15 protein-coding genes are annotated in these 19135 nt (G+C 70.2%); 14 read left to right on the forward strand and 1 reads right to left on the reverse strand.

All coding sequences use genetic code 11. The annotated features are described in order from the left end of the window. Position 1: 1 nt before the first annotated feature. From OG623_RS26705 to OG623_RS26765, 13 genes are all read left to right on the forward strand, one after another. Positions 2-1732, forward strand: coding sequence for a UDP-N-acetylmuramoyl-L-alanyl-D-glutamate--2,6-diaminopimelate ligase (locus tag OG623_RS26705; protein ID WP_406149869.1), 1731 nt, complete (start codon positions 2-4; stop codon positions 1730-1732). Positions 1733-1736: 4 nt separating this feature from the next. Then, on the forward strand, positions 1737-3155 hold the full coding sequence (murF, locus tag OG623_RS26710; protein ID WP_406149871.1) for a UDP-N-acetylmuramoyl-tripeptide--D-alanyl-D-alanine ligase: 1419 nt from the start codon (positions 1737-1739) through the stop codon (positions 3153-3155). Further along, complete coding sequence (gene mraY / locus OG623_RS26715) at positions 3152-4222, forward strand: phospho-N-acetylmuramoyl-pentapeptide-transferase (protein WP_406149873.1); 1071 nt, start codon at positions 3152-3154, stop codon at positions 4220-4222. Before murF ends, mraY begins: the two co-directional genes overlap by 4 nt. Then, on the forward strand, positions 4204-5637 hold the full coding sequence (murD, locus tag OG623_RS26720; RefSeq protein ID WP_406149875.1) for a UDP-N-acetylmuramoyl-L-alanine--D-glutamate ligase: 1434 nt from the start codon (positions 4204-4206) through the stop codon (positions 5635-5637). Before mraY ends, murD begins: the two co-directional genes overlap by 19 nt. An 83-nt stretch (positions 5638-5720) precedes the next feature. Next, entirely contained in the window at positions 5721-7181 is a 1461-nt protein-coding gene (ftsW, locus tag OG623_RS26725) for a putative lipid II flippase FtsW (protein WP_406149877.1), read from the forward strand. A 6-nt stretch (positions 7182-7187) separates the two neighbouring features. Beyond that, positions 7188-8282, forward strand: coding sequence for an undecaprenyldiphospho-muramoylpentapeptide beta-N-acetylglucosaminyltransferase (gene murG, locus OG623_RS26730; protein ID WP_406149879.1), 1095 nt, complete (start codon positions 7188-7190; stop codon positions 8280-8282). A gap of 48 nt (positions 8283-8330) precedes the next feature. Then, positions 8331-9125, forward strand: coding sequence for a cell division protein FtsQ/DivIB (locus OG623_RS26735; RefSeq protein ID WP_406149881.1), 795 nt, complete (start codon positions 8331-8333; stop codon positions 9123-9125). 276 nt (positions 9126-9401) lie between these two features. Further along, positions 9402-10616, forward strand: a complete 1215-nt coding sequence (gene ftsZ / locus OG623_RS26740) for a cell division protein FtsZ (RefSeq protein ID WP_406149883.1) — start codon at positions 9402-9404, stop codon at positions 10614-10616. A 17-nt stretch (positions 10617-10633) separates the two neighbouring features. Continuing rightward, entirely contained in the window at positions 10634-11365 is a 732-nt protein-coding gene (gene pgeF, locus OG623_RS26745) for a peptidoglycan editing factor PgeF (RefSeq protein WP_406149884.1), read from the forward strand. A 6-nt stretch (positions 11366-11371) separates the two neighbouring features. Next, the gene (locus tag OG623_RS26750) at positions 11372-12091 is read left to right on the forward strand and encodes a YggS family pyridoxal phosphate-dependent enzyme (protein ID WP_406149886.1); all 720 of its coding nucleotides are present in this window, start codon (positions 11372-11374) and stop codon (positions 12089-12091) included. A 127-nt stretch (positions 12092-12218) separates the two neighbouring features. Beyond that, the gene (locus tag OG623_RS26755; protein ID WP_033303289.1) at positions 12219-12830 is read left to right on the forward strand and encodes a cell division protein SepF; all 612 of its coding nucleotides are present in this window, start codon (positions 12219-12221) and stop codon (positions 12828-12830) included. Positions 12831-12898: 68 nt separating this feature from the next. Beyond that, positions 12899-13195 carry a YggT family protein gene (locus OG623_RS26760; protein ID WP_014156754.1) on the forward strand — a complete coding sequence of 99 codons (297 nt, stop codon included), beginning with the start codon at positions 12899-12901 and terminating at the stop codon, positions 13193-13195. A gap of 49 nt (positions 13196-13244) precedes the next feature. Further along, positions 13245-14414, forward strand: coding sequence for a DivIVA domain-containing protein (locus tag OG623_RS26765; RefSeq protein ID WP_406149888.1), 1170 nt, complete (start codon positions 13245-13247; stop codon positions 14412-14414). Between the two features lie 292 nt (positions 14415-14706). On the opposite strand, the gene ileS is transcribed toward OG623_RS26765, so the two are convergent. After that, positions 14707-17856: an isoleucine--tRNA ligase gene (gene ileS, locus OG623_RS26770; protein WP_406149889.1), complete on the reverse strand. Its 3150-nt coding sequence runs from the start codon at positions 17854-17856 to the stop codon at positions 14707-14709. A 564-nt stretch (positions 17857-18420) separates the two neighbouring features. Between ileS and OG623_RS26775 the strand changes: the two genes are divergently transcribed. Beyond that, positions 18421-19107 carry a TraR/DksA family transcriptional regulator gene (locus OG623_RS26775; protein WP_406149890.1) on the forward strand — a complete coding sequence of 229 codons (687 nt, stop codon included), beginning with the start codon at positions 18421-18423 and terminating at the stop codon, positions 19105-19107. Positions 19108-19135: the final 28 nt, after the last annotated feature.

Below are 19135 nucleotides of genomic sequence, written 5' to 3' on the forward strand. Positions count from 1 at the left end.
AGTGACCACCATCACCCCTGATCACGGGAACCGCAACGAGAAGTACCGCAACCCCGGCCCCTCACTTCGCGAGAGGCCGGGTCCGCCCGGTACGCTCACCGCCGTGCCCCACGCTGATCAGTGTCAAACCACTCAGAAGGACGCGCCTGTGAACTACCCGGGAGCGCCCCGCCCGGACCGGCTGCGGCCGACGTCCATCGGAGAGCTGGCCGCCCGGCTCGGTGCGGGACCGCAGGATGCCGGTGAGGTCACCGGCATCACCCACGACTCCCGGGCCGTGCGCCCGGGGGACGTGTACGCGGCCCTGCCCGGAGCCCGTTTCCACGGCGCCGACTTCGCCGCCCAGGCCGCGGGCCTCGGCGCGGCCGCGATCCTCACCGACCCCGCGGGCGCCGAGCGCGCCGCCGCCACCGGCCTCCCGGTCCTCGTCACCGACGACCCGCGCGGCCGGATGGGCGACATCGCGGCCGAGATCTACGGACGGCCCGGCGTCGGCCTCCTCCAGATCGGCATCACCGGGACGTCCGGCAAGACCACCACGGCCTACCTCGTCGAGGGCGGACTGCGCGGCGCCGGACGCAGCACGGGGCTGATCGGCACCGTCGAGATGCGGATCGGCGACGAGCGCATCAAGTCGGAGCGCACCACGCCCGAGGCCACCGACCTCCAGGCCCTGTTCGCCGTCATGCGCGAACGCGGGGTCGAGGCGGTCGCCATGGAGGTCTCCAGCCACGCCCTGGTGCTCGGCCGCGTCGACGGCTGCGTCTTCGACGTCGCGGTGTTCAACAACCTCAGCCCGGAGCACATGGAGTTCCACTCCGGGATGGAGGACTACTTCCAGGCGAAGGCACAGCTGTTCACCCCGCAGCGCAGCAAGCTCGGGGTCGTCAACTTCGACGACGAGTACGGCCGCAGGCTGGTCGACGAGGCGTCCGTCCCGGTCGTCACCTTCTCCGCCGAGGGCCACCCGGACGCCGAGTGGCGGGCCGAGGACGTCGAGGTCGGCCCCCGGGACAGCACCTTCACCGTGATCGGCCCCAAGGGCGAGCGCATCACCGCCAAGGCCCCGCTGCCCGGCCCGTTCAACGTCGCCAACACCCTGGCCGCGATCGTCACCCTGGCCGTCGCGGGCATCGACCCGCAGATCGCCGCCGACGGCGTCGCAGCCGTCCCCGGTGTGCCGGGCCGGCTGGAGCGTGTCGACGCGGGACAGCCCTACCTCGCGGTCGTCGACTACGCGCACAAGACCGACGCCGTCGAATCCGTCCTGCGCTCCCTGCGGAAGGTCACCGAGGGCCGGGTGCACATCGTGCTCGGCTGCGGCGGCGACCGGGACACGACGAAGCGCGGCGCGATGGGCGCCGCCGCGGCACGGCTCGCCGACACCGCCGTGCTGACCTCCGACAACCCCCGCTCCGAGGACCCCCTCGCGATCCTCGCCGCGATGCTCTCCGGCGCCGCCGAGGTCCCCGTCCACGAGCGCGGCGACGTGCTCGTCGAGGCCGACCGGGCCGCGGCCATCACCGCCGCGGTCGCCAGGGCCGAAGCCGGCGACACCGTGCTGGTGGCCGGAAAGGGACACGAGCAGGGCCAGGACATCCACGGAGTGGTACGCCCCTTCGACGACCGCAAGGTCCTGCGCGAGGCCATCGAACGCTCCCTGGGTCGCACAGACATCGCGCGGGCCCCCGAGGGCCGCGTACACACCCATGAGAACAACAGTCAGGGATGACCAAGTGATCGCCCTTTCCCTCGCCGAGATCGCCGGAATCGTCGGCGGGCAGCCGCACGACATCCCGGACCCGTCCGCCGTCGTCACAGGACCCGTCGTCATCGACTCCCGGGAGGTGCGGCAGGGCTCGCTGTTCGCCGCGTTCGCGGGCGAGCGTGTCGACGGCCACGACTACGCGCACCGCGCCGTCGAGGCCGGCGCGGTGGCCGTGCTCGCCGCCCGTCCCGTCGGTGTGCCGGCGATCGTCGTCGACGACGTGGTGGCCGCGCTCGGCGCGCTCGCCCGCGCCGCCGTGGAACGCCTCGGGACCACCGTGGTCGCCCTGACCGGTTCGGCGGGCAAGACGTCCACGAAGGACCTGATCGCCCAGATCCTGGAGCGCAAGGCACCCACGGTCTGGACACCCGGCTCCCTCAACAACGAGATCGGCCTGCCGCTCACCGCGCTGCGCGCCACGGCGGAAACCCGCCATCTCGTGCTGGAGATGGGCGCGCGCGGTATCGGCCATATCCACTACCTCGCCGACCTGACGCCGCCGAGGATCGGTCTTGTCCTCAACGTGGGCAGCGCCCACATCGGGGAGTTCGGCAGCCGCGAGGCCATCGCCCAGGCCAAGGGCGAGCTCGTCGAGGTCCTCCCGGAGGACGGCGCCGCGATCCTCAACGCCGACGATCCGCTCGTGCGGGCCATGGCGTCCCGCACAAAAGCACGGGTCCTCCTCTTCGGAGAGGCCCCGGAAGCGGACGTACGGGGAGAGAACGTACGGCTCACCGGCGACGGGCGCCCCGCTTTCGCGCTCCACACACCCACCGGGTGCAGCGACGTGACCTTGCGCCTGTACGGTGAGCACCACGTGTCGAACGCGCTCGCCGCGGCCGCCGTCGCCCATGAGTTGGGCATGTCCGTGACCGAGATCGCCGATGCGCTCTCCGAAGCGGGCACCCTCTCCCGCTGGCGCATGGAGGTCACCGAGCGTCCGGACGGTGTGACGGTCGTCAATGACGCCTACAACGCGAACCCCGAATCCATGAAGGCCGCACTCCGTGCCTTGGCCGCCATGGGCAAGGCCCGACAGGCGGACGGGGGGCGTACGTGGGCGGTGCTCGGTCAGATGGCCGAGCTCGGCGACGTGTCGCTCGCCGAGCACGACGCGGTCGGGCGGCTCGCCGTCCGGCTCAACGTCAGCAAGCTCGTCGCTGTCGGAGGAACAGAAGCCTCCTGGCTGCAACTGGGCGCATATAACGAGGGTTCGTGGGGTGAGGAGTCGGTGCACGTGTCCGACGCACAGGCGGCCGTCGACCTGTTGCGCAGTGAACTGCGCCCGGGAGACGTCGTGCTGGTGAAGGCGTCCCGGTCGGTCGGCCTGGAGAAGGTCGCCCTGGCACTGCTGGAGACGACCGAGGGCGAGGTCGCCGTCCGATGAGGCAGATCCTCTTCGCAGGGGCCATAGGGCTCTTCCTGACTCTGGTCGGCACACCGCTGCTGATCAAACTTCTGGCCCGCAAGGGCTACGGGCAGTTCATCCGGGACGACGGCCCCCGCACCCACGGCAGCAAGCAGGGCACGCCCACCATGGGTGGTATCGCCTTCATCCTGGCGACGATCATCGCGTACCTGCTCGCGCACGTGATCACCGGCGAGGACATCCGCTTCTCCGGCGTCCTCGTCCTGTTCCTGATGGCGGGGATGGGCCTCGTCGGCTTCCTCGACGACTACATCAAGATCGTCAAGCAGCGCTCGCTCGGTCTGCGGGCCAAGGCGAAGATGGCCGGGCAGCTGATCGTCGGCATCGCCTTCGCCGTGCTCGCGCTCCAGTTCGCCGACCTCAGGGGCAACACCCCGGCGTCCACCCGGCTCTCCTTCGTCGAGGACTTCGGCTGGTCCATCGGACCGGTGCTGTTCGTCGTCTGGGCGCTGTTCATGATCCTGGCCATGTCCAACGGCGTGAACCTGACGGACGGTCTGGACGGCCTGGCCACCGGCGCCTCGGTGATGGTCTTCGGCGCGTACACCTTCATCGGTCTCTGGCAGTTCCAGGAGTCCTGCGCCAACGCGGTCACCCTCACCAACCCGCAAGCCTGCTTCGAGGTGAGAGACCCACTCGACCTGGCGGTCGTGGCCTCGGCGCTGATGGGCGCCTGCTTCGGCTTCCTGTGGTGGAACACCTCACCCGCGAAGATCTTCATGGGCGACACGGGTTCGCTGGCACTCGGCGGCGCGCTCGCGGGTCTCGCGATCTGCTCGCGCACCGAATTCCTGATGGCGATCCTCGGCGGACTCTTCGTGATGATCACCATGTCGGTGGTCATCCAGGTCGGCTCGTTCAAGACGACCGGCAAGCGGGTCTTCCGGATGGCACCGCTCCAGCACCACTTCGAACTCAAGGGGTGGTCCGAAGTCCTTGTCGTGGTCCGCTTCTGGATCATCCAGGGCATGTGCGTGATCGTCGGACTCGGCCTCTTCTACGCGGGATGGGCAGCCAAGAAGTGAACGACGTGGACTGGCGGGGCAAGCGCGTCACGGTGGCCGGACTCGGCGTCAGCGGTATCCCCGCCGCCCGCGCCCTGCACGCGCGGGGAGCCCTCGTCACCGTCGTCAACGACGGCGACGACGAGCGCTCCCGAGCCCAGGCGGCGGAGCTGGAGGCGCTCGGAATCACCGTGCGCCTCGGCGACGGCGACACCCTGCCCGAGTCCACCGAGCTGGTGGTCACGGCCCCCGGCTGGAAGCCCGGCAAGCCGCTCTTCCTGGCCGCCGCCGACGCGGACGTCCCCGTCTGGGGCGACGTCGAGCTGGCCTGGCGGCTGCGGGGCCCCGATGCCGCACCCTGGCTCGCGGTCACCGGCACCAACGGCAAGACGACGACCGTGCGGATGCTCGCCTCGATCCTCGAAGCGGCAGGCCTGCGCACGGCCGCCGTCGGCAACATCGGGGTGTCCCTGCTGGACGCGGTGCTCGGCGACGAGACGTACGACGTGCTCGCCGTCGAGCTCTCCAGCTACCAGCTCCACTGGGCGCCCTCGCTGCGCGCCCACTCGGGGGCCGTGCTCAACCTGGCCCCCGACCACCTCGACTGGCACGGCTCCATGGCCGGCTACGCCGCCGACAAGGGCCGGATCTACGAGGGCAACAGCGTGGCCTGCGTCTACAACGCGCAGGACAAGGCGACGGAGGACCTCGTGCGCGAGGCCGACGTCGAGGAGGGCTGCCGGGCCATCGGCTTCACCCTCGGCACGCCGGGCCCCTCGCAGCTCGGCGTGGTCGACGGCATCCTCGTCGACCGGGCGTTCGTCCCCGACCGGCAGAAGCAGGCCCAGGAGCTCGCCGAGACCGGCGACGTCAATCCTCCGGCCCCCCACAACATCGCCAACGCCCTGGCGGCGGCAGGCCTGGCCCGCGCCTACGGCGTGCCGGCGGCCGCCGTACGGGACGGGCTGCGGGCCTTCCGCCCGGACGCCCACCGCATCGAACATGTCGCCGATGTCGCCGGCGTCGCCTACATCGACGACTCCAAGGCCACCAACACCCACGCCGCCGAGGCCTCCCTCGCGGCCTACGACCCGATCGTCTGGATCGCCGGCGGCCTCGCCAAGGGCGCCACCTTCGACGAGCTGGTCGGTGGAGCCGCGCAGCGGCTCAGGGGCGTCGTGCTGATGGGCGCCGACCGGGCCCTGATCCGCGAAGCCCTGGCGCGACACGCCCCCGAGGTACCGGTGGTCGACCTCGAACGGACCGACACTGGGGCGATGTCCGCAGCGGTACGCGAAGCGGCACGGCTGGCCCGGCCGGGTGACACCGTCCTGCTCGCCCCGGCCTGCGCGTCGATGGACATGTTCGTCAACTACAACAAGCGGGGCGAGGCGTTCGCGGACGAGGTCCGCCAACTCGCCGCCGAGGGCGCCTGACGGGCCCGGTCCCCGCGTCGTACTGTCCCGGAGGACCCGAGGGTCAGGGGACCCGGTCACGAGCAGTGGAGGGGACAGCGACAATGCCGGCCGACAAGAGCTCAGCCGCGCGCGGAGCCGGCCGTACGCGGGCCACCGCCGCGGTCAGCCGGGCGCTCACCCCGCCCCTGCTCGCCGCACCGCTGCACGCGGGGCCCGGCACCCTCACGGGGCTCGCCCTGCGGAGCCGGCCCGCCACCGGTCCCCGGAGGTCTCCCGTGCCGCGTGCCGGGAGAGCGCCGGGGGCAGGCGGCGGACAGCCGGGCCGTGGTCCCGGGGTGCGGCGGACGTACGAGCGGCTCCGGCGCGCCTGGGACCGCCCTCTGACCGCGTACTACCTGATCCTCGGGTCGAGCCTGCTGATCACCGTGCTCGGGCTCGTGATGGTCTACTCCGCCTCGATGATCAAGGCGCTGGAGCTGGCGCGGCCCGGGACGTACTTCTTCCGTAAGCAGTTCATCGCCGCCGTGATCGGCGCCGCGCTGATGCTGCTGGCCACCAGGATGCCGCTCAAACTCCACCGGGCGCTGGCCTATCCGCTGCTCATGGGCACGGTCTTCCTGATGGTCCTGGTCCAGGTGCCGGGGATAGGGATGTCGGTCAACGGCAACCAGAACTGGATCTATCTCGGCGGCCCCTTCCAGCTCCAGCCCAGTGAGTTCGGCAAGCTCGCCCTCATCCTCTGGGGCGCGGACCTGCTCGCCCGTAAACAGGACAAGCGGTTGCTGGCCCAGTGGAAGCACATGCTCGTGCCGCTCGTGCCGGTCGCCTTCATGCTGCTCGGACTGATCATGCTCGGCGGCGACATGGGCACCGCGATCATCCTCACCGCGATCCTCTTCGGGCTGCTCTGGCTGGCGGGCGCTCCCACCAGGCTCTTCGCCGGTGTACTGGGCTCCGCGGTGTTCATCGGGTTCCTGCTCATCAAGACCAGCCCCAACCGGATGTCCCGGCTCGGCTGCATCGGCGCGTCCGAGCCGGGCCCCGGCGACTCGTGCTGGCAGGCGGTGCACGGAATCTACGCGCTCGCCTCCGGCGGATGGTTCGGTTCCGGACTGGGCGCCAGTGTGGAAAAATGGGGTCAACTTCCGGAACCGCACACCGACTTCATCTTCGCCATCACCGGGGAGGAACTGGGCCTGGCGGGGACGCTGTCGGTACTGGCCCTCTTCGCGGCTCTAGGCTATGCGGGTATCCGCGTGGCCGGACGCACGGAGGACCCCTTCGTGAGGTACGCAGCGGGAGGCGTGACCACCTGGATCACGGCGCAGGCCGTGATCAACATCGGTGCGGTGCTCGGCCTGTTGCCGATCGCCGGTGTCCCGTTGCCGCTGTTCTCCTACGGGGGCTCCGCCCTGCTGCCGACCATGTTCGCCGTCGGACTGCTGATCGCCTTCGCGCGAGAGGACCCCGCGGCGAGAGCGGCCCTGGCCATGCGGAGGCCCGGGGTCAGATGGAAGACGATGAGACGGCGCGTCATGAAGCGTCCGTCCGGAGAGCGGTGAATTTCGGTGCATGTCGTACTCGCCGGCGGGGGGACCGCCGGGCACATCGAGCCCGCGCTTGCCCTCGCAGACGCCCTGCGGAGGCAGGACCCGACCGTGGGAATCACTGCCCTCGGCACGGAACGCGGACTTGAGACCAGGCTCGTACCCGAGCGGGGGTACGAACTGGCACTGATCCCCGCCGTACCGCTGCCGCGCAAGCCCACACCGGAGCTGATGACCGTCCCGGGGCGGCTGCGCGGCACCATCAAGGCGGCCGAGCAGATCCTGGAGCGCACCAAGGCGGACTGTGTGGTCGGCTTCGGCGGCTACGTCGCCCTGCCCGGCTATCTGGCCGCCAAGCGCGCCGGGGTCCCGATCGTCGTCCACGAGGCCAACGCGCGGCCGGGCCTGGCGAACAAGATCGGATCCCGGTACGCCCACGGGGTCGCCGTCTCCACCCCCGACAGCAAGCTGCGCGGTGCCCGCTACATCGGCATCCCGCTGCGCCGGACCATCGCCACCCTCGACCGGGCCAGGGTCCGCCCCGAGGCGCGTGCCGCCTTCGGCCTGGACCCCAACCTGCCGACGCTGCTCGTGTCCGGCGGTTCGCAGGGCGCCCGTCACCTCAACGAGGTCGTCCAGCGGATCGCCCCGCTGCTCCAGCGGTCCGGAATCCAGATCCTCCATGTGGTCGGCCCGAAGAACGAATTGCCGCGTATCGACAACATGCCCGGGATGCCGCCCTACATCCCGGTACCGTACGTGGACCGGATGGATCTCGCGTACGCCGCGGCCGACATGATGCTCTGCCGCGCGGGCGCGATGACCGTCGCCGAGCTCTCGGCCGTCGGGCTGCCCGCCGCCTACGTCCCGTTGCCGATCGGCAACGGCGAACAGCGGCTCAACGCCCAGCCGCTGGTCAATGCCGGCGGTGGTCTGCTGGTGGACGACGCGGCGCTCACCCCGGAATGGGTGCAGGGCAACGTCCTTCCGGTGCTCTCGGATCCACACCGGCTGTACGAGATGTCCCGGGCCGCCGCGGAGTTCGGGCGAAGGGACGCCGACGACCTGCTCGTCGGCATGGTGTACGAAGCGATTGCCGCACGCCGCAAGGGCTGAGGCGGTGCGGGCCCGGGGTGTCGCCCCGGGCCCGGCGAAGGAGCGAGCGTGGCCGGACCGACGACCGCCCAGCGCGGCGAGGCCGGGCGGGCCGACACCCCGGCCCGCCCGCCGCACATCGGCCCCCAGGGGCGAAGGCTGACCGGCCGTACGCGGCTCGTCCTGGCCGCGGCAGGCCTCGCTCTGGTGGCCGCGGCGACCGTCTGGGTGCTCTACGGCTCGTCCTGGCTGCGACTCGAGCACGTGACGACCAGCGGCACCGACGTCCTGACCCGGTCCGAGGTGGAGGCAGCCGCCGCGGCCCCGGTCGGCTCCCCGCTCATCTCCGTGGACACCGGCGCGATCGCGGACCGGTTGCGCCAGAAGTTGCCTCGTGTCGATTCCGTGGATGTCGTGCGGTCATGGCCGCACGGTGTCAGCCTTAAAGTGACCGAACGGAAACCGGTTCTGTTGGTCGAAAAGGGCGGAAAGTTCATTGAAGTGGACGCAAAAGGCGTACGCTTCGCGACCATTGACAAAGCGCCACCACATGTGCCGCTGCTGGAACTGACCCCGGATCGGTCGGCCAGCCTGCGCCGCTTCGGCAGTGACCGTCTGCTGCGGGAGGCGGTCGGCGTCGCGGGAGACCTTCCGGCGAAGGTGGCAGGGGTGGCCAGGACCGTACGGGTCACCTCGTACGACTCCGTCGTCCTGGAACTGACCGGTGGACGCACGGTGATGTGGGGAAGCGGTGAGGAAGGTCCCGTGAAGGCGCGGGTGCTCACCGCTCTCATGAAAGCGTCCCCCAAAGCGGGACACTTCGACGTGAGTGCTCCCACCGCCCCTGCGGTATCGAAGAGTTGACGCACGTTTGGCCTGGCCAGCCCCCTGGTTGGTCAGCGCTACGGGTGATCACATAGGGTGAAAAGAAAAACGGGAGGTTCGGCGTGTTCGTTGAACGTGCGCCACTTGTCGACTTAGTGTCCTGTTCGGAAGAGTCCAGGAAACAGACACACTGGTAACCCTAAACTTCAAGGTTAGGGTTTGGGTCGGCGTTCGGACCGACCCAATCGGCATCCGTCGTCGCGGCGGGACTACCGCGAAGCGACGACACGTAACTCGAGGCGAGAGGCCTTCGACGTGGCAGCACCGCAGAACTACCTCGCAGTCATCAAGGTCATCGGTGTCGGCGGCGGTGGTGTCAATGCCATCAACCGAATGATCGAGGTCGGTCTCAAGGGCGTCGAGTTCATCGCGATCAACACCGATGCGCAAGCACTGTTGATGAGCGACGCCGACGTCAAGCTCGACGTCGGCCGTGAACTCACCCGTGGCCTCGGCGCCGGGGCGAACCCGGCCGTCGGTCGTAAGGCGGCAGAGGACCACCGTGAGGAGATCGAGGAGGTCCTCAAGGGGGCCGACATGGTCTTCGTCACCGCCGGAGAAGGCGGCGGCACCGGCACCGGCGGCGCACCCGTCGTCGCCAACATCGCCCGCTCGCTGGGCGCCCTGACGATCGGCGTGGTCACCCGCCCGTTCACCTTCGAGGGCCGGCGACGCGCGAACCAGGCGGAGGACGGCATCGCCGAACTCCGCGAAGAGGTCGACACCCTCATCGTCATTCCCAACGACCGGCTGCTGTCCATCTCGGACCGCCAGGTCAGCGTGCTCGACGCGTTCAAGTCGGCCGACCAGGTACTGCTCTCGGGTGTCCAGGGCATCACCGACCTCATCACCACCCCGGGGCTGATCAACCTCGACTTCGCCGACGTGAAGTCGGTCATGTCCGAGGCCGGATCGGCGCTCATGGGCATCGGCTCCGCCCGCGGCGACGACCGCGCGGTGGCCGCCGCGGAGATGGCGATCTCCTCGCCGCTCCTCGAGGCGTCCATCGACGGCGCCCGCGGTGTCCTGCTCTCGATCTCCGGCGGCAGCGACCTCGGTCTCTTCGAGATCAACGAGGCCGCCCAGCTGGTGAGCGAGGCGGCCCACCCCGAGGCGAACATCATCTTCGGCGCGGTCATCGACGACGCGCTCGGCGACGAGGTGCGGGTCACCGTCATCGCGGCGGGCTTCGACGGCGGACAGCCGCCGACCCGCCGGGAGAACGTCCTCGGGGCGAGCTCCGGCAAGCGTGAAGAGGGCGCTGAGCGGTCCCGGCCCGTCGAGTCCACGCGCCAGCCCGGAGGACTGGGTTCGGTGCCCACGCGTGACGACGCCCCGACGCCGGCCGAGCCCACTCCGGTGACGAACGAGACCGCGCTGCCGCCGGTCACCCCGCCGCACGTTCCGACGGCCCGTCCCTACCAGGACAACCAGGCCGAAGAGCTGGACGTACCGGACTTCTTGAAGTGATAGGTCCGCAGCACGCGGTGAGAGCCGCGGAGTCTTCGGCGGGCGGCGCCCATTTCGCCTTCACCGACAGGTGGGGCGGAGTGAGCGCCGTTCCGTACGAGGAGCTCAACCTCGGCGGTGCGGTCGGCGACGACCCCACCGCCGTCGGCGTGAACCGTGAGCGTGCCGCCCGTTCGCTCGGCCTCGACCCGGCCCGGGTGGTCTGGATGAACCAGGTGCACGGGCGGGACGTGGCGGTCGTCGACGGCCCCTGGGGCGCTCTTTCCGACATCCCCGCCGTGGACGCGGTGGTGACGGCCCGGCGCGGACTCCCGCTCGCGGTGCTCACCGCCGACTGCACGCCCGTACTGCTCGCCGACCCGGCGGCCGGTGTGGCCGCGGCCGCTCATGCGGGACGGCCCGGACTGGTCGCGGGTGTCGTACCGGCCGCCGTCGAGGCCATGGTGGCACTCGGCGCCGAACCGTCCCGGATCACCGCGCACACCGGACCCGCCGTCTGCGGGCGGTGTTACGAGGTTCCGGAGCGGATGCGCGCGGAGGTCGCCGAGGTCGTCCCTGCGGCCTGGTCGCAGACCTCCTGGGGAACCCCCGCGGTGGATGTCACCGCCGGTGTCCACGCCCAGCTCGCCGAGCTCGGCGTCGCGAGCCGGCACAGCTCGCCGTCCTGCACGCTGGAATCCGGCGACCATTTCTCGTACCGCCGCGACCGCACCACGGGACGGCTCGCCGGATATGTCTGGTTGGACTGATAGGACATGACGGATCGCAGGGATCAACTCGCGGCGAACCTGGCACATGTGGAGGAACGCATCGCCTCGGCGTGCGCCTCCGCCGGTCGCAAGCGGGAGGAGGTGACCCTCATCGTGGTCACCAAGACCTACCCCGCGAGCGATGTGCGTATTCTGCACGAACTCGGTGTGCGCCAGGTCGCGGAGAACCGTGACCAGGACGCGGCACCGAAAGCCGAGGCTTGTGCGGATCTGTCGCTCACATGGCATTTCGTCGGACAGTTGCAGACCAATAAGGTCCGTTCTGTGACTGGTTATGCCGATGTGGTGCAGTCGGTGGACCGCGTGAAGCTGGTCACGGCTCTCTCGGCGGCGGCGGTACGGCGTGAGCGTGAGCTCGGCTGTCTCATCCAGGTCGCCCTCGACGCGGAGAGCGGCGAGCGCGGGGACCGGGGCGGTGTCGCGCCGGACGCGGTCGAGGAGTTGGCGGCGGCGGTGGAATCGGCGCCGGGGCTCAGGCTCGACGGCCTGATGACCGTGGCCCCGCTGGCCGGCCCCTACGCGGGCCGGCAACGCGCCGCGTTCGACCGGCTGATGGAATTCTCATCCGGCCTGCGCGGGAACCATCCGGCTGCGAACATGGTCTCTGCTGGGATGAGTGCGGATCTCGAGGACGCGATCGCGGCCGGAGCGACACATGTACGCGTCGGTACGGCGGTACTCGGAGTCCGACCCCGGCTCGGGTAACGTCGCGAAGCAAGTCGGACCACAGCAGAAAATATGGTCATTCCCGCTCCAGGCGGGCAGACCGACGTGGATCTCGGGCACTTGGTGACACGAATGCCGATCCACCACAGAGCGGAGGACTCGGAGCATGGCCGGCGCGATGCGCAAGATGGCGGTCTACCTCGGCCTCGTGGAGGACGATGGGTACGACGGTCCGGGGTTCGACCCCGACGACGAATTCGAACCCGAGCCGGAGCCCGAGCGGGACCGGCGGCGGCATCAGCCCGCGCATCCGGTGGAGCGGGAACGGGACGAACCGGTGCGAGCGGTGCAGCCGCCCGCGCCGCGCGAACCGGTTCAGCTCCCGGCGGAAAGCGGACGACCCGCCCGAATCGCCCCCGTGGCATCCATCACACCTGACCGCCCGAACATGGAGAAGAACGCACCGGTGATCATGCCCAAGGTCGTGTCCGAGCGGGAGCCCTACCGGATCACCACGCTGCACCCCAGGACCTACAACGAGGCCCGTACCATCGGGGAACACTTCCGCGAAGGCACTCCGGTGATCATGAATCTCACGGAGATGGACGACACGGATGCGAAGCGACTTGTCGACTTTGCCGCGGGACTCGTCTTCGGTCTCCATGGCAGCATTGAGCGCGTGACGCAGAAGGTGTTCCTGTTGTCGCCTGCTAACGTCGATGTCACGGCGGAGGACAAGGCCCGCATCGCAGAGGGCGGGTTCTTCAACCAGAGCTGAGAACACCGGGAAAAACCCGGCCGGGAGGCCGGGGCTAGCGAGAGCCAGGGGAGAGGGAAGCGCGAGACATGGGCGTCGCACTGGATGTGGTCTATATCGCGCTGATGTGTTTCCTCATCGTGCTGATCTTCCGGCTGGTCATGGACTATGTCTTCCAGTTCGCACGTTCATGGCAGCCAGGCAAGGCGATGGTGGTCGTTCTCGAGGGCACTTACACTGTCACGGATCCACCGTTGAAGCTTCTGCGGCGGTTCATACCGCCGTTGCGTCTCGGGGGCGTGGCACTTGACCTGTCCTTCTTCGTTCTGATGATCATCGTCTACATTCTGCTCAGCCTCGTGGGCAAGCTTGCGAGCAGCGTGTGAACGATACGGTCTTGCCGACTGCCGACGACTACGTAGAGGTGAAGAAGAGATGCCGCTGACCCCCGAGGACGTGCGGAACAAGCAGTTCACGACCGTCCGCCTCCGAGAAGGCTATGACGAGGACGAGGTCGATGCCTTCCTCGACGAGGTCGAGTCGGAACTGACGCGTCTGCTCCGTGAGAACGAGGACCTGCGCGCCAAGCTGGCCGCTGCCACGCGCGCGGCCGCGCAGAACCAGCAGCAGAACCAGCAACAGCAGGGGATGCGTAAACCACCTGAGCAGCAGGATCGGCCAGGGGCCCCGGTGCCCGCCGCCATATCGGGTCCGCCGGTACAGCAGCAGCAGCCCCCGCAGATGGGTCCCCCCCAGCTGCCCGGTGGCGCTCCGCAGCTGCCTGCCGGTCCCAGCGGCCATGGCCCCCAGGGCGGCCACGGTCCCGGTCCGCAGGGCCCGCACGGCCCCGGTCCGATGCAGGGCGGTCCCATGGGCGGTCCGATGCAGGGTGGCCCCATGGGCGGTCACTCCCCGCAGCAGCAGATGCAACAGCAGATGCAGCAGCAGCAACAGCAGATGCAGCAGCCCGGTCAGGGCCCCGGCGGCGACAGCGCCGCCCGTGTCCTCTCCCTTGCTCAGCAGACCGCCGACCAGGCGATCGCGGAGGCCCGTTCCGAGGCCAACAAGATCGTCGGCGAGGCGCGCAGCCGGGCCGAGGGCCTCGAGCGTGACGCCCGTGCCAAGGCGGACGCCCTGGAGCGGGACGCGCAGGAGAAGCACCGCGTGGCGATGGGCTCGCTGGAGTCGGCCCGCGCGACGCTGGAGCGCAAGGTCGAGGACCTGCGTGGCTTCGAGCGCGAGTACCGGACCCGTCTGAAGTCCTACCTGGAGAGCCAGCTGCGTCAGCTGGAGACCCAGGCCGACGACTCGCTGGCTCCGCCGCGTACCCCCGCCGCTGCCTCGCTGCCGCCGTCGCCCTCGCTGGCTCCGGCCGGTGCGGGTGCGATGGGGCACACCATGGGCGGCACCCACGGTGGTCACGGCAACCAGCAGATGGGCGGCGGCAACCAGTCGATGGGCGGTGGCCCGTCCTACGGCGGCCAGCAGCAGATGGCGCCCGCGATGACGCAGCCGATGGCGCCGGTGCGGCCGCAGGCGCCGCAGCCGATGCAGCAGGCGCCCTCGCCGATGCGTGGGTTCCTCATCGACGAGGACGACAACTGAGCGGGGCGCGCTCGCTGAGCGCGTAGCCGTCGGCAGGCAGAGGGCCGGGTCCTGGGGTTTTCCCCGGGGCCCGGCCCTTTGCCGTGGCCGGCGGGGGGTGAGGGCGGGTCCTGGGCCGCTGCGCGGGGCTTGTCCCCTACCCGCCCCTTCCCGAACCCGGGGCTCCGCCCCGGACCTCGCGCCTCAAACGCCGGCGAGGCTAAGAATCACCTCCCCCGGTCACGGGAAGGGGCGGGTAGGGGAACAGCGAAGGGCCCGGCCGGAACGTTCCCGGCCGGGCCCTCGCGGCGGGTTACGCCTGGGTCTTGCGGAGGCGGAACGTCAGGGACAGGCCTTCGTCCTCGAACGGGGTGCCGTACGTGTCGTCCGCCTCGCCCTCGGCGTAGTCCAGGGCGAGCACCTCGTCCGCGATCAGGCCCGCGTGCGCGGTCAGGGCCTCGGTCGTCTCGGGGGACGTGGACGTCCAGCGGACCGCGATCCGGTCCGCCACGTCCAGGCCGCTGTTCTTGCGCGCCTCCTGGATCAGCCGGATCGCGTCACGGGCCAGTCCTGCCGCCCGCAGCTCCGGGGTGATCTCCAGGTCCAGGGCGACGGTCGCACCCGAGTCGGAGGCCACCGACCAGCCCTCGCGGGGGGTCTCCGTGATGATGACCTCGTCGGGGGCGAGCGTGATCAGCTCGCCCTCGACCTCCACGGAGGCCGTGCCCTCGCGCAGGGCGAGGGAGAGGGCCGCCGCGTCGGCGTTCGCGACTGCCTTGGCCACTGCCTGGACACCCTTGCCGAACCGCTTGCCCAGGGCGCGGAAGTTCGCCTTGGCCGTGGTGTCGACCAGCGAGCCGCCTACCTCCGAGAGGGAGGCCAGGGAGGAGACGTTCAGCTCCTCCGTGATCTGGGCGCGCAGCTCCGGGGTGAGCGCGTCGAAGCCCGAGGCGGCGACCAGGGCGCGGGACAGCGGCTGGCGGGTCTTCACCCCCGACTCGGCACGGGTGGCGCGGCCCAGCTCCACAAGGCGGCGCACCAGGGCCATCTGCGTGGAGAGCACCGGGTCGACCGCGGCGGCGTCCGCCTTCGGCCACGACGACAGGTGCACCGACTCGGGGGCGTCCGGGGTGACGGGGACGATCAGGTCCTGCCAGACCCGCTCCGTGATGAACGGCGTCAGCGGGGCCATCAGCTGCGTGACCGTCTCCACGACCTCGTGCAGGGTGCGCAGCGCCGACGCGTCACCTTGCCAGAAGCGGCGGCGCGAGCGGCGGACGTACCAGTTGGACAGGTCGTCCACGAACGCCGACAGCAGCTTGCCGGCGCGCTGGGTGTCGTATCCCTCCAGGGCCTTGGTGACCTCGTCCACCAGGATGCCGAGCTCGCTCAGCAGCCAGCGGTCCAGGACCGTGCGGTCGGCGGGCGCCGGATCGGACGCGGAGGGTGCCCACTTCGACGTACGGGCGTACAGCGCCTGGAAGGCCACCGTGTTCCAGTACGTGAGGAGCGTCTTGCGGACGACCTCCTGGATGGTGCCGTGGCCCACGCGGCGCGCCGCCCAGGGGGAGCCGCCTGCCGCCATGAACCAGCGGACCGCGTCGGCGCCGTGCTGGTCCATCAGCGGGATCGGTTCGAGGGTGTTGCCCAGGTGCTTGGACATCTTCCGGCCGTCCTCGGCGAGGATGTGGCCCAGGCAGACCACGTTCTCGTAACTGGACCTGTCGAAGACCAGCGTGCCGACCGCCATCAGCGTGTAGAACCACCCGCGCGTCTGGTCGATGGCCTCCGAGATGAACTGCGCCGGGTAGCGGCTCTCGAAGATCTCCTTGTTCTTGTGCGGGTAGCCCCACTGCGCGAACGGCATCGAACCCGAGTCGTACCAGGCGTCGATGACCTCGGGGACGCGGTACGCCTCCAGCTGGCAGTTCTCGTGCGAGCAGGTGAACGTGATCTCGTCGATGAACGGGCGGTGCGGGTCGAGGGCCGACTGGTCGGTGCCCGTCAGCTCGGTGAGTTCCGCGCGCGAGCCGACACAGGTGAGGTGGTCGTCCTCGCAGCGCCAGATCGGCAGCGGGGTGCCCCAGTAGCGGTTGCGGGAGAGCGCCCAGTCGACGTTGTTGGTCAGCCAGTCGCCGAAGCGGCCGTTCTTGACCGAGTCGGGGAACCAGTTCGTCTTCTCGTTCTCCTGGAGGAGCCGGTCCTTGATCGCGGTCGTGCGGATGTACCAGGACGGCTGCGCGTAGTACAGCAGGGCCGTGTGGCAGCGCCAGCAGTGCGGGTAGCTGTGCTCGTACGGGACGTGGCGGAAGAGCTTGCCGCGCGCGGCCAGGTCCTCGGTGAGGGCCTCGTCGGCCTTCTTGAAGAAGACCCCGCCGACCAGTGGGAGGTCCTCCTCGAAGGTGCCGTCGGGGCGGACCGGGTTCACCACCGGGAGGCCGTACGCACGGCAGACCTGGAGGTCGTCGGCGCCGAACGCGGGGGACTGGTGGACCAGACCCGTGCCGTCCTCGGTCGTGACGTACTCCGCGTTGACGACGTAGTGCGCCTCGCTCGGGAACTCCACGAGCTGGAACGGGCGTTCGTACGTCCAGCGCTCCATCTCGCGGCCCGTGAAGGTCTCGCCGGTGAGCTCCCAGCCCTCGCCGAGCGCCTTCTCGACCAGCGGCTGCGCGACGACCAGCTTCTCCGTGCCGTCCGTCGCGACGACGTAGGTGACATCGGGGTGCGCGGCGACGGCGGTGTTGGAGACCAGGGTCCAGGGGGTCGTCGTCCAGACGAGCAGCGCGGCCCGGCCGGCCAGCGGCCCGCTCGTCAGCGGGAAGCGTACGAAGACCGAGGGGTCGACGACCGTCTCGTACCCCTGGGCGAGCTCGTGGTCCGAGAGGCCGGTGCCGCAGCGCGGGCACCAGGGGGCGACGCGGTGGTCCTGGACCAGCAGGTCCTTGTCGAAGATCTCCTTCAGCGACCACCACACGGAGTCGACGTACTCCGGGTCCATCGTGCGGTAGGCGTCGTCCAGGTCGACCCAGTACCCCATGCGGGTCGTGAGCTCGGCGAAGGCGTCGGTGTGACGGGTGACGGACTCCCGGCACTTCGCGTTGAACTCGGCGATGCCGTAGGCCTCGATGTCCTTCTTGCCGTTGAAGCCCAGCTCCTTCTCCACCGCGAGCTCGACCGGCAGGCCGTGGCAGTCCCAGCCGGCCTTGCGGCCGACGTGGTAGCCCTGCATGGTGCGGAAGCGCGGGAAGACGTCCTTGAAGACGCGGGCCTCGATGTGGTGCGCCCCCGGCATGCCGTTGGCGGTCGGCGGGCCCTCGTAGAAGACCCACTCGGGGCGGCCGTCGGACCGGTCGAGGCTCTTGGCGAAGACCTTGCCGTCCTGCCAGAAGTCGAGCACGGCGTGTTCCAGGGCGGGCAGGTCGACCTGGGCGGGCACCTGGTGGTACTGCGGCGATGTCATGTGCGGGCTTCCTCCGGCGGACGTCTTCCACTTCCGTCGGAGGGACGAGAGCCGGATCAGCTCCCGCGGTACCACCCTCCTTGGCCACGGGCGTGCGCCCACGGCCCCCTCATTGGGGTCGCGACGCCGGGTCTAGTGGCCTTGTGCCGATGGGCTCCGCCCACGGTCCAAAGCGTTCTTCCGGCGGCTCCGGGGTGATCTTCACGACGCGCTCGCCCCCGGGCTCCCACCGTCCCCGGGTCGCTCCTGGCTGCGTACGACGCTACTCGTCCCATCCATGCCTCTCGCTGCGGCCAGTGTACGGGCCCGCGCGGCGGACGGCCGACCGGTTTATCCACAGGCGGTGCTTGACCCGAATGGCCACTCGGGCCGGACGGAGTCCGGGGAGAGCGCACGGGGCGGATTACCGGGCGGGGAGCTGGGCACAACGCTTGCAGGTGCGTCCCTGCCCGCCGACGGGGAGGGGCGAACCGGCGGCGTGCCCCGTTGCCGCGGGGCTGGGGTCGATTTATCGTCCCAGCACGATTCGCGTGCAAGATCACAAAATGTGAAGGGGCCGCGGCCATGGTGGCGAAGAAGACCGACACGGGCGGGGAGAAGCCGGTCAGCGAGGCCGCGGCCAAGAAGAGCGCGGCCAAGAAGAGCGCGGCCAAGAAGAGTACGGCCAAGAAGAGTACGGCCAAGAAGAGCACGGCCAAGAAGGCGTCGGAGAAGGCCACGGGGGCGGCACAGGCCGCCGAGCAGACAGGAGCCCACACGGTGGTAGCCAAGAAGAGCGCGGCCCGGACCACGGCTGTCGGAGAGGGCACCGCGACCGCTGTGCCCCCGGCCAGGGCCGGCCTGGCGACGGCGGCCGGAGACCTGGCGGTCAGGCCGGGGGAGGACCCCTGGACCCCGGAGGAGGCCGAAGCGGCCAGGACCGAGCTCGCCGGCGAGGCCGAGCGGCTGCGCACCGAGCTGGAGGCGTCGGGCGCGGCGCTGGCCGGGCTGATGCGTGACTCGGGGGACGGTGCGGGGGACGACGACGCGGACACCGGCACGAAGAACATCACCAGGGAGCACGAGCTGTCCCTGGCGGCCCACTCCCAGGAGACCCTGGAGCAGACCGAGCGGGCGCTCGCACGGCTCGACGCGGGGACCTACGGCCTCTGCGAGGTCTGCGGCAAGCCGATCGGCAAGGCCAGGATGCAGGCCTTCCCCCGGGCGACGCTCTGCGTGGAGGACAAGCAGAAGCAGGAGCGGCGCGGCTGATCCGAGCGGGCGACCCGAATCTCCGCCT

Origin of the sequence: Streptomyces sp. NBC_01012, from assembly GCF_045162755.1 — a bacterium.
Lineage (GTDB): Bacteria > Actinomycetota > Actinomycetes > Streptomycetales > Streptomycetaceae > Streptomyces.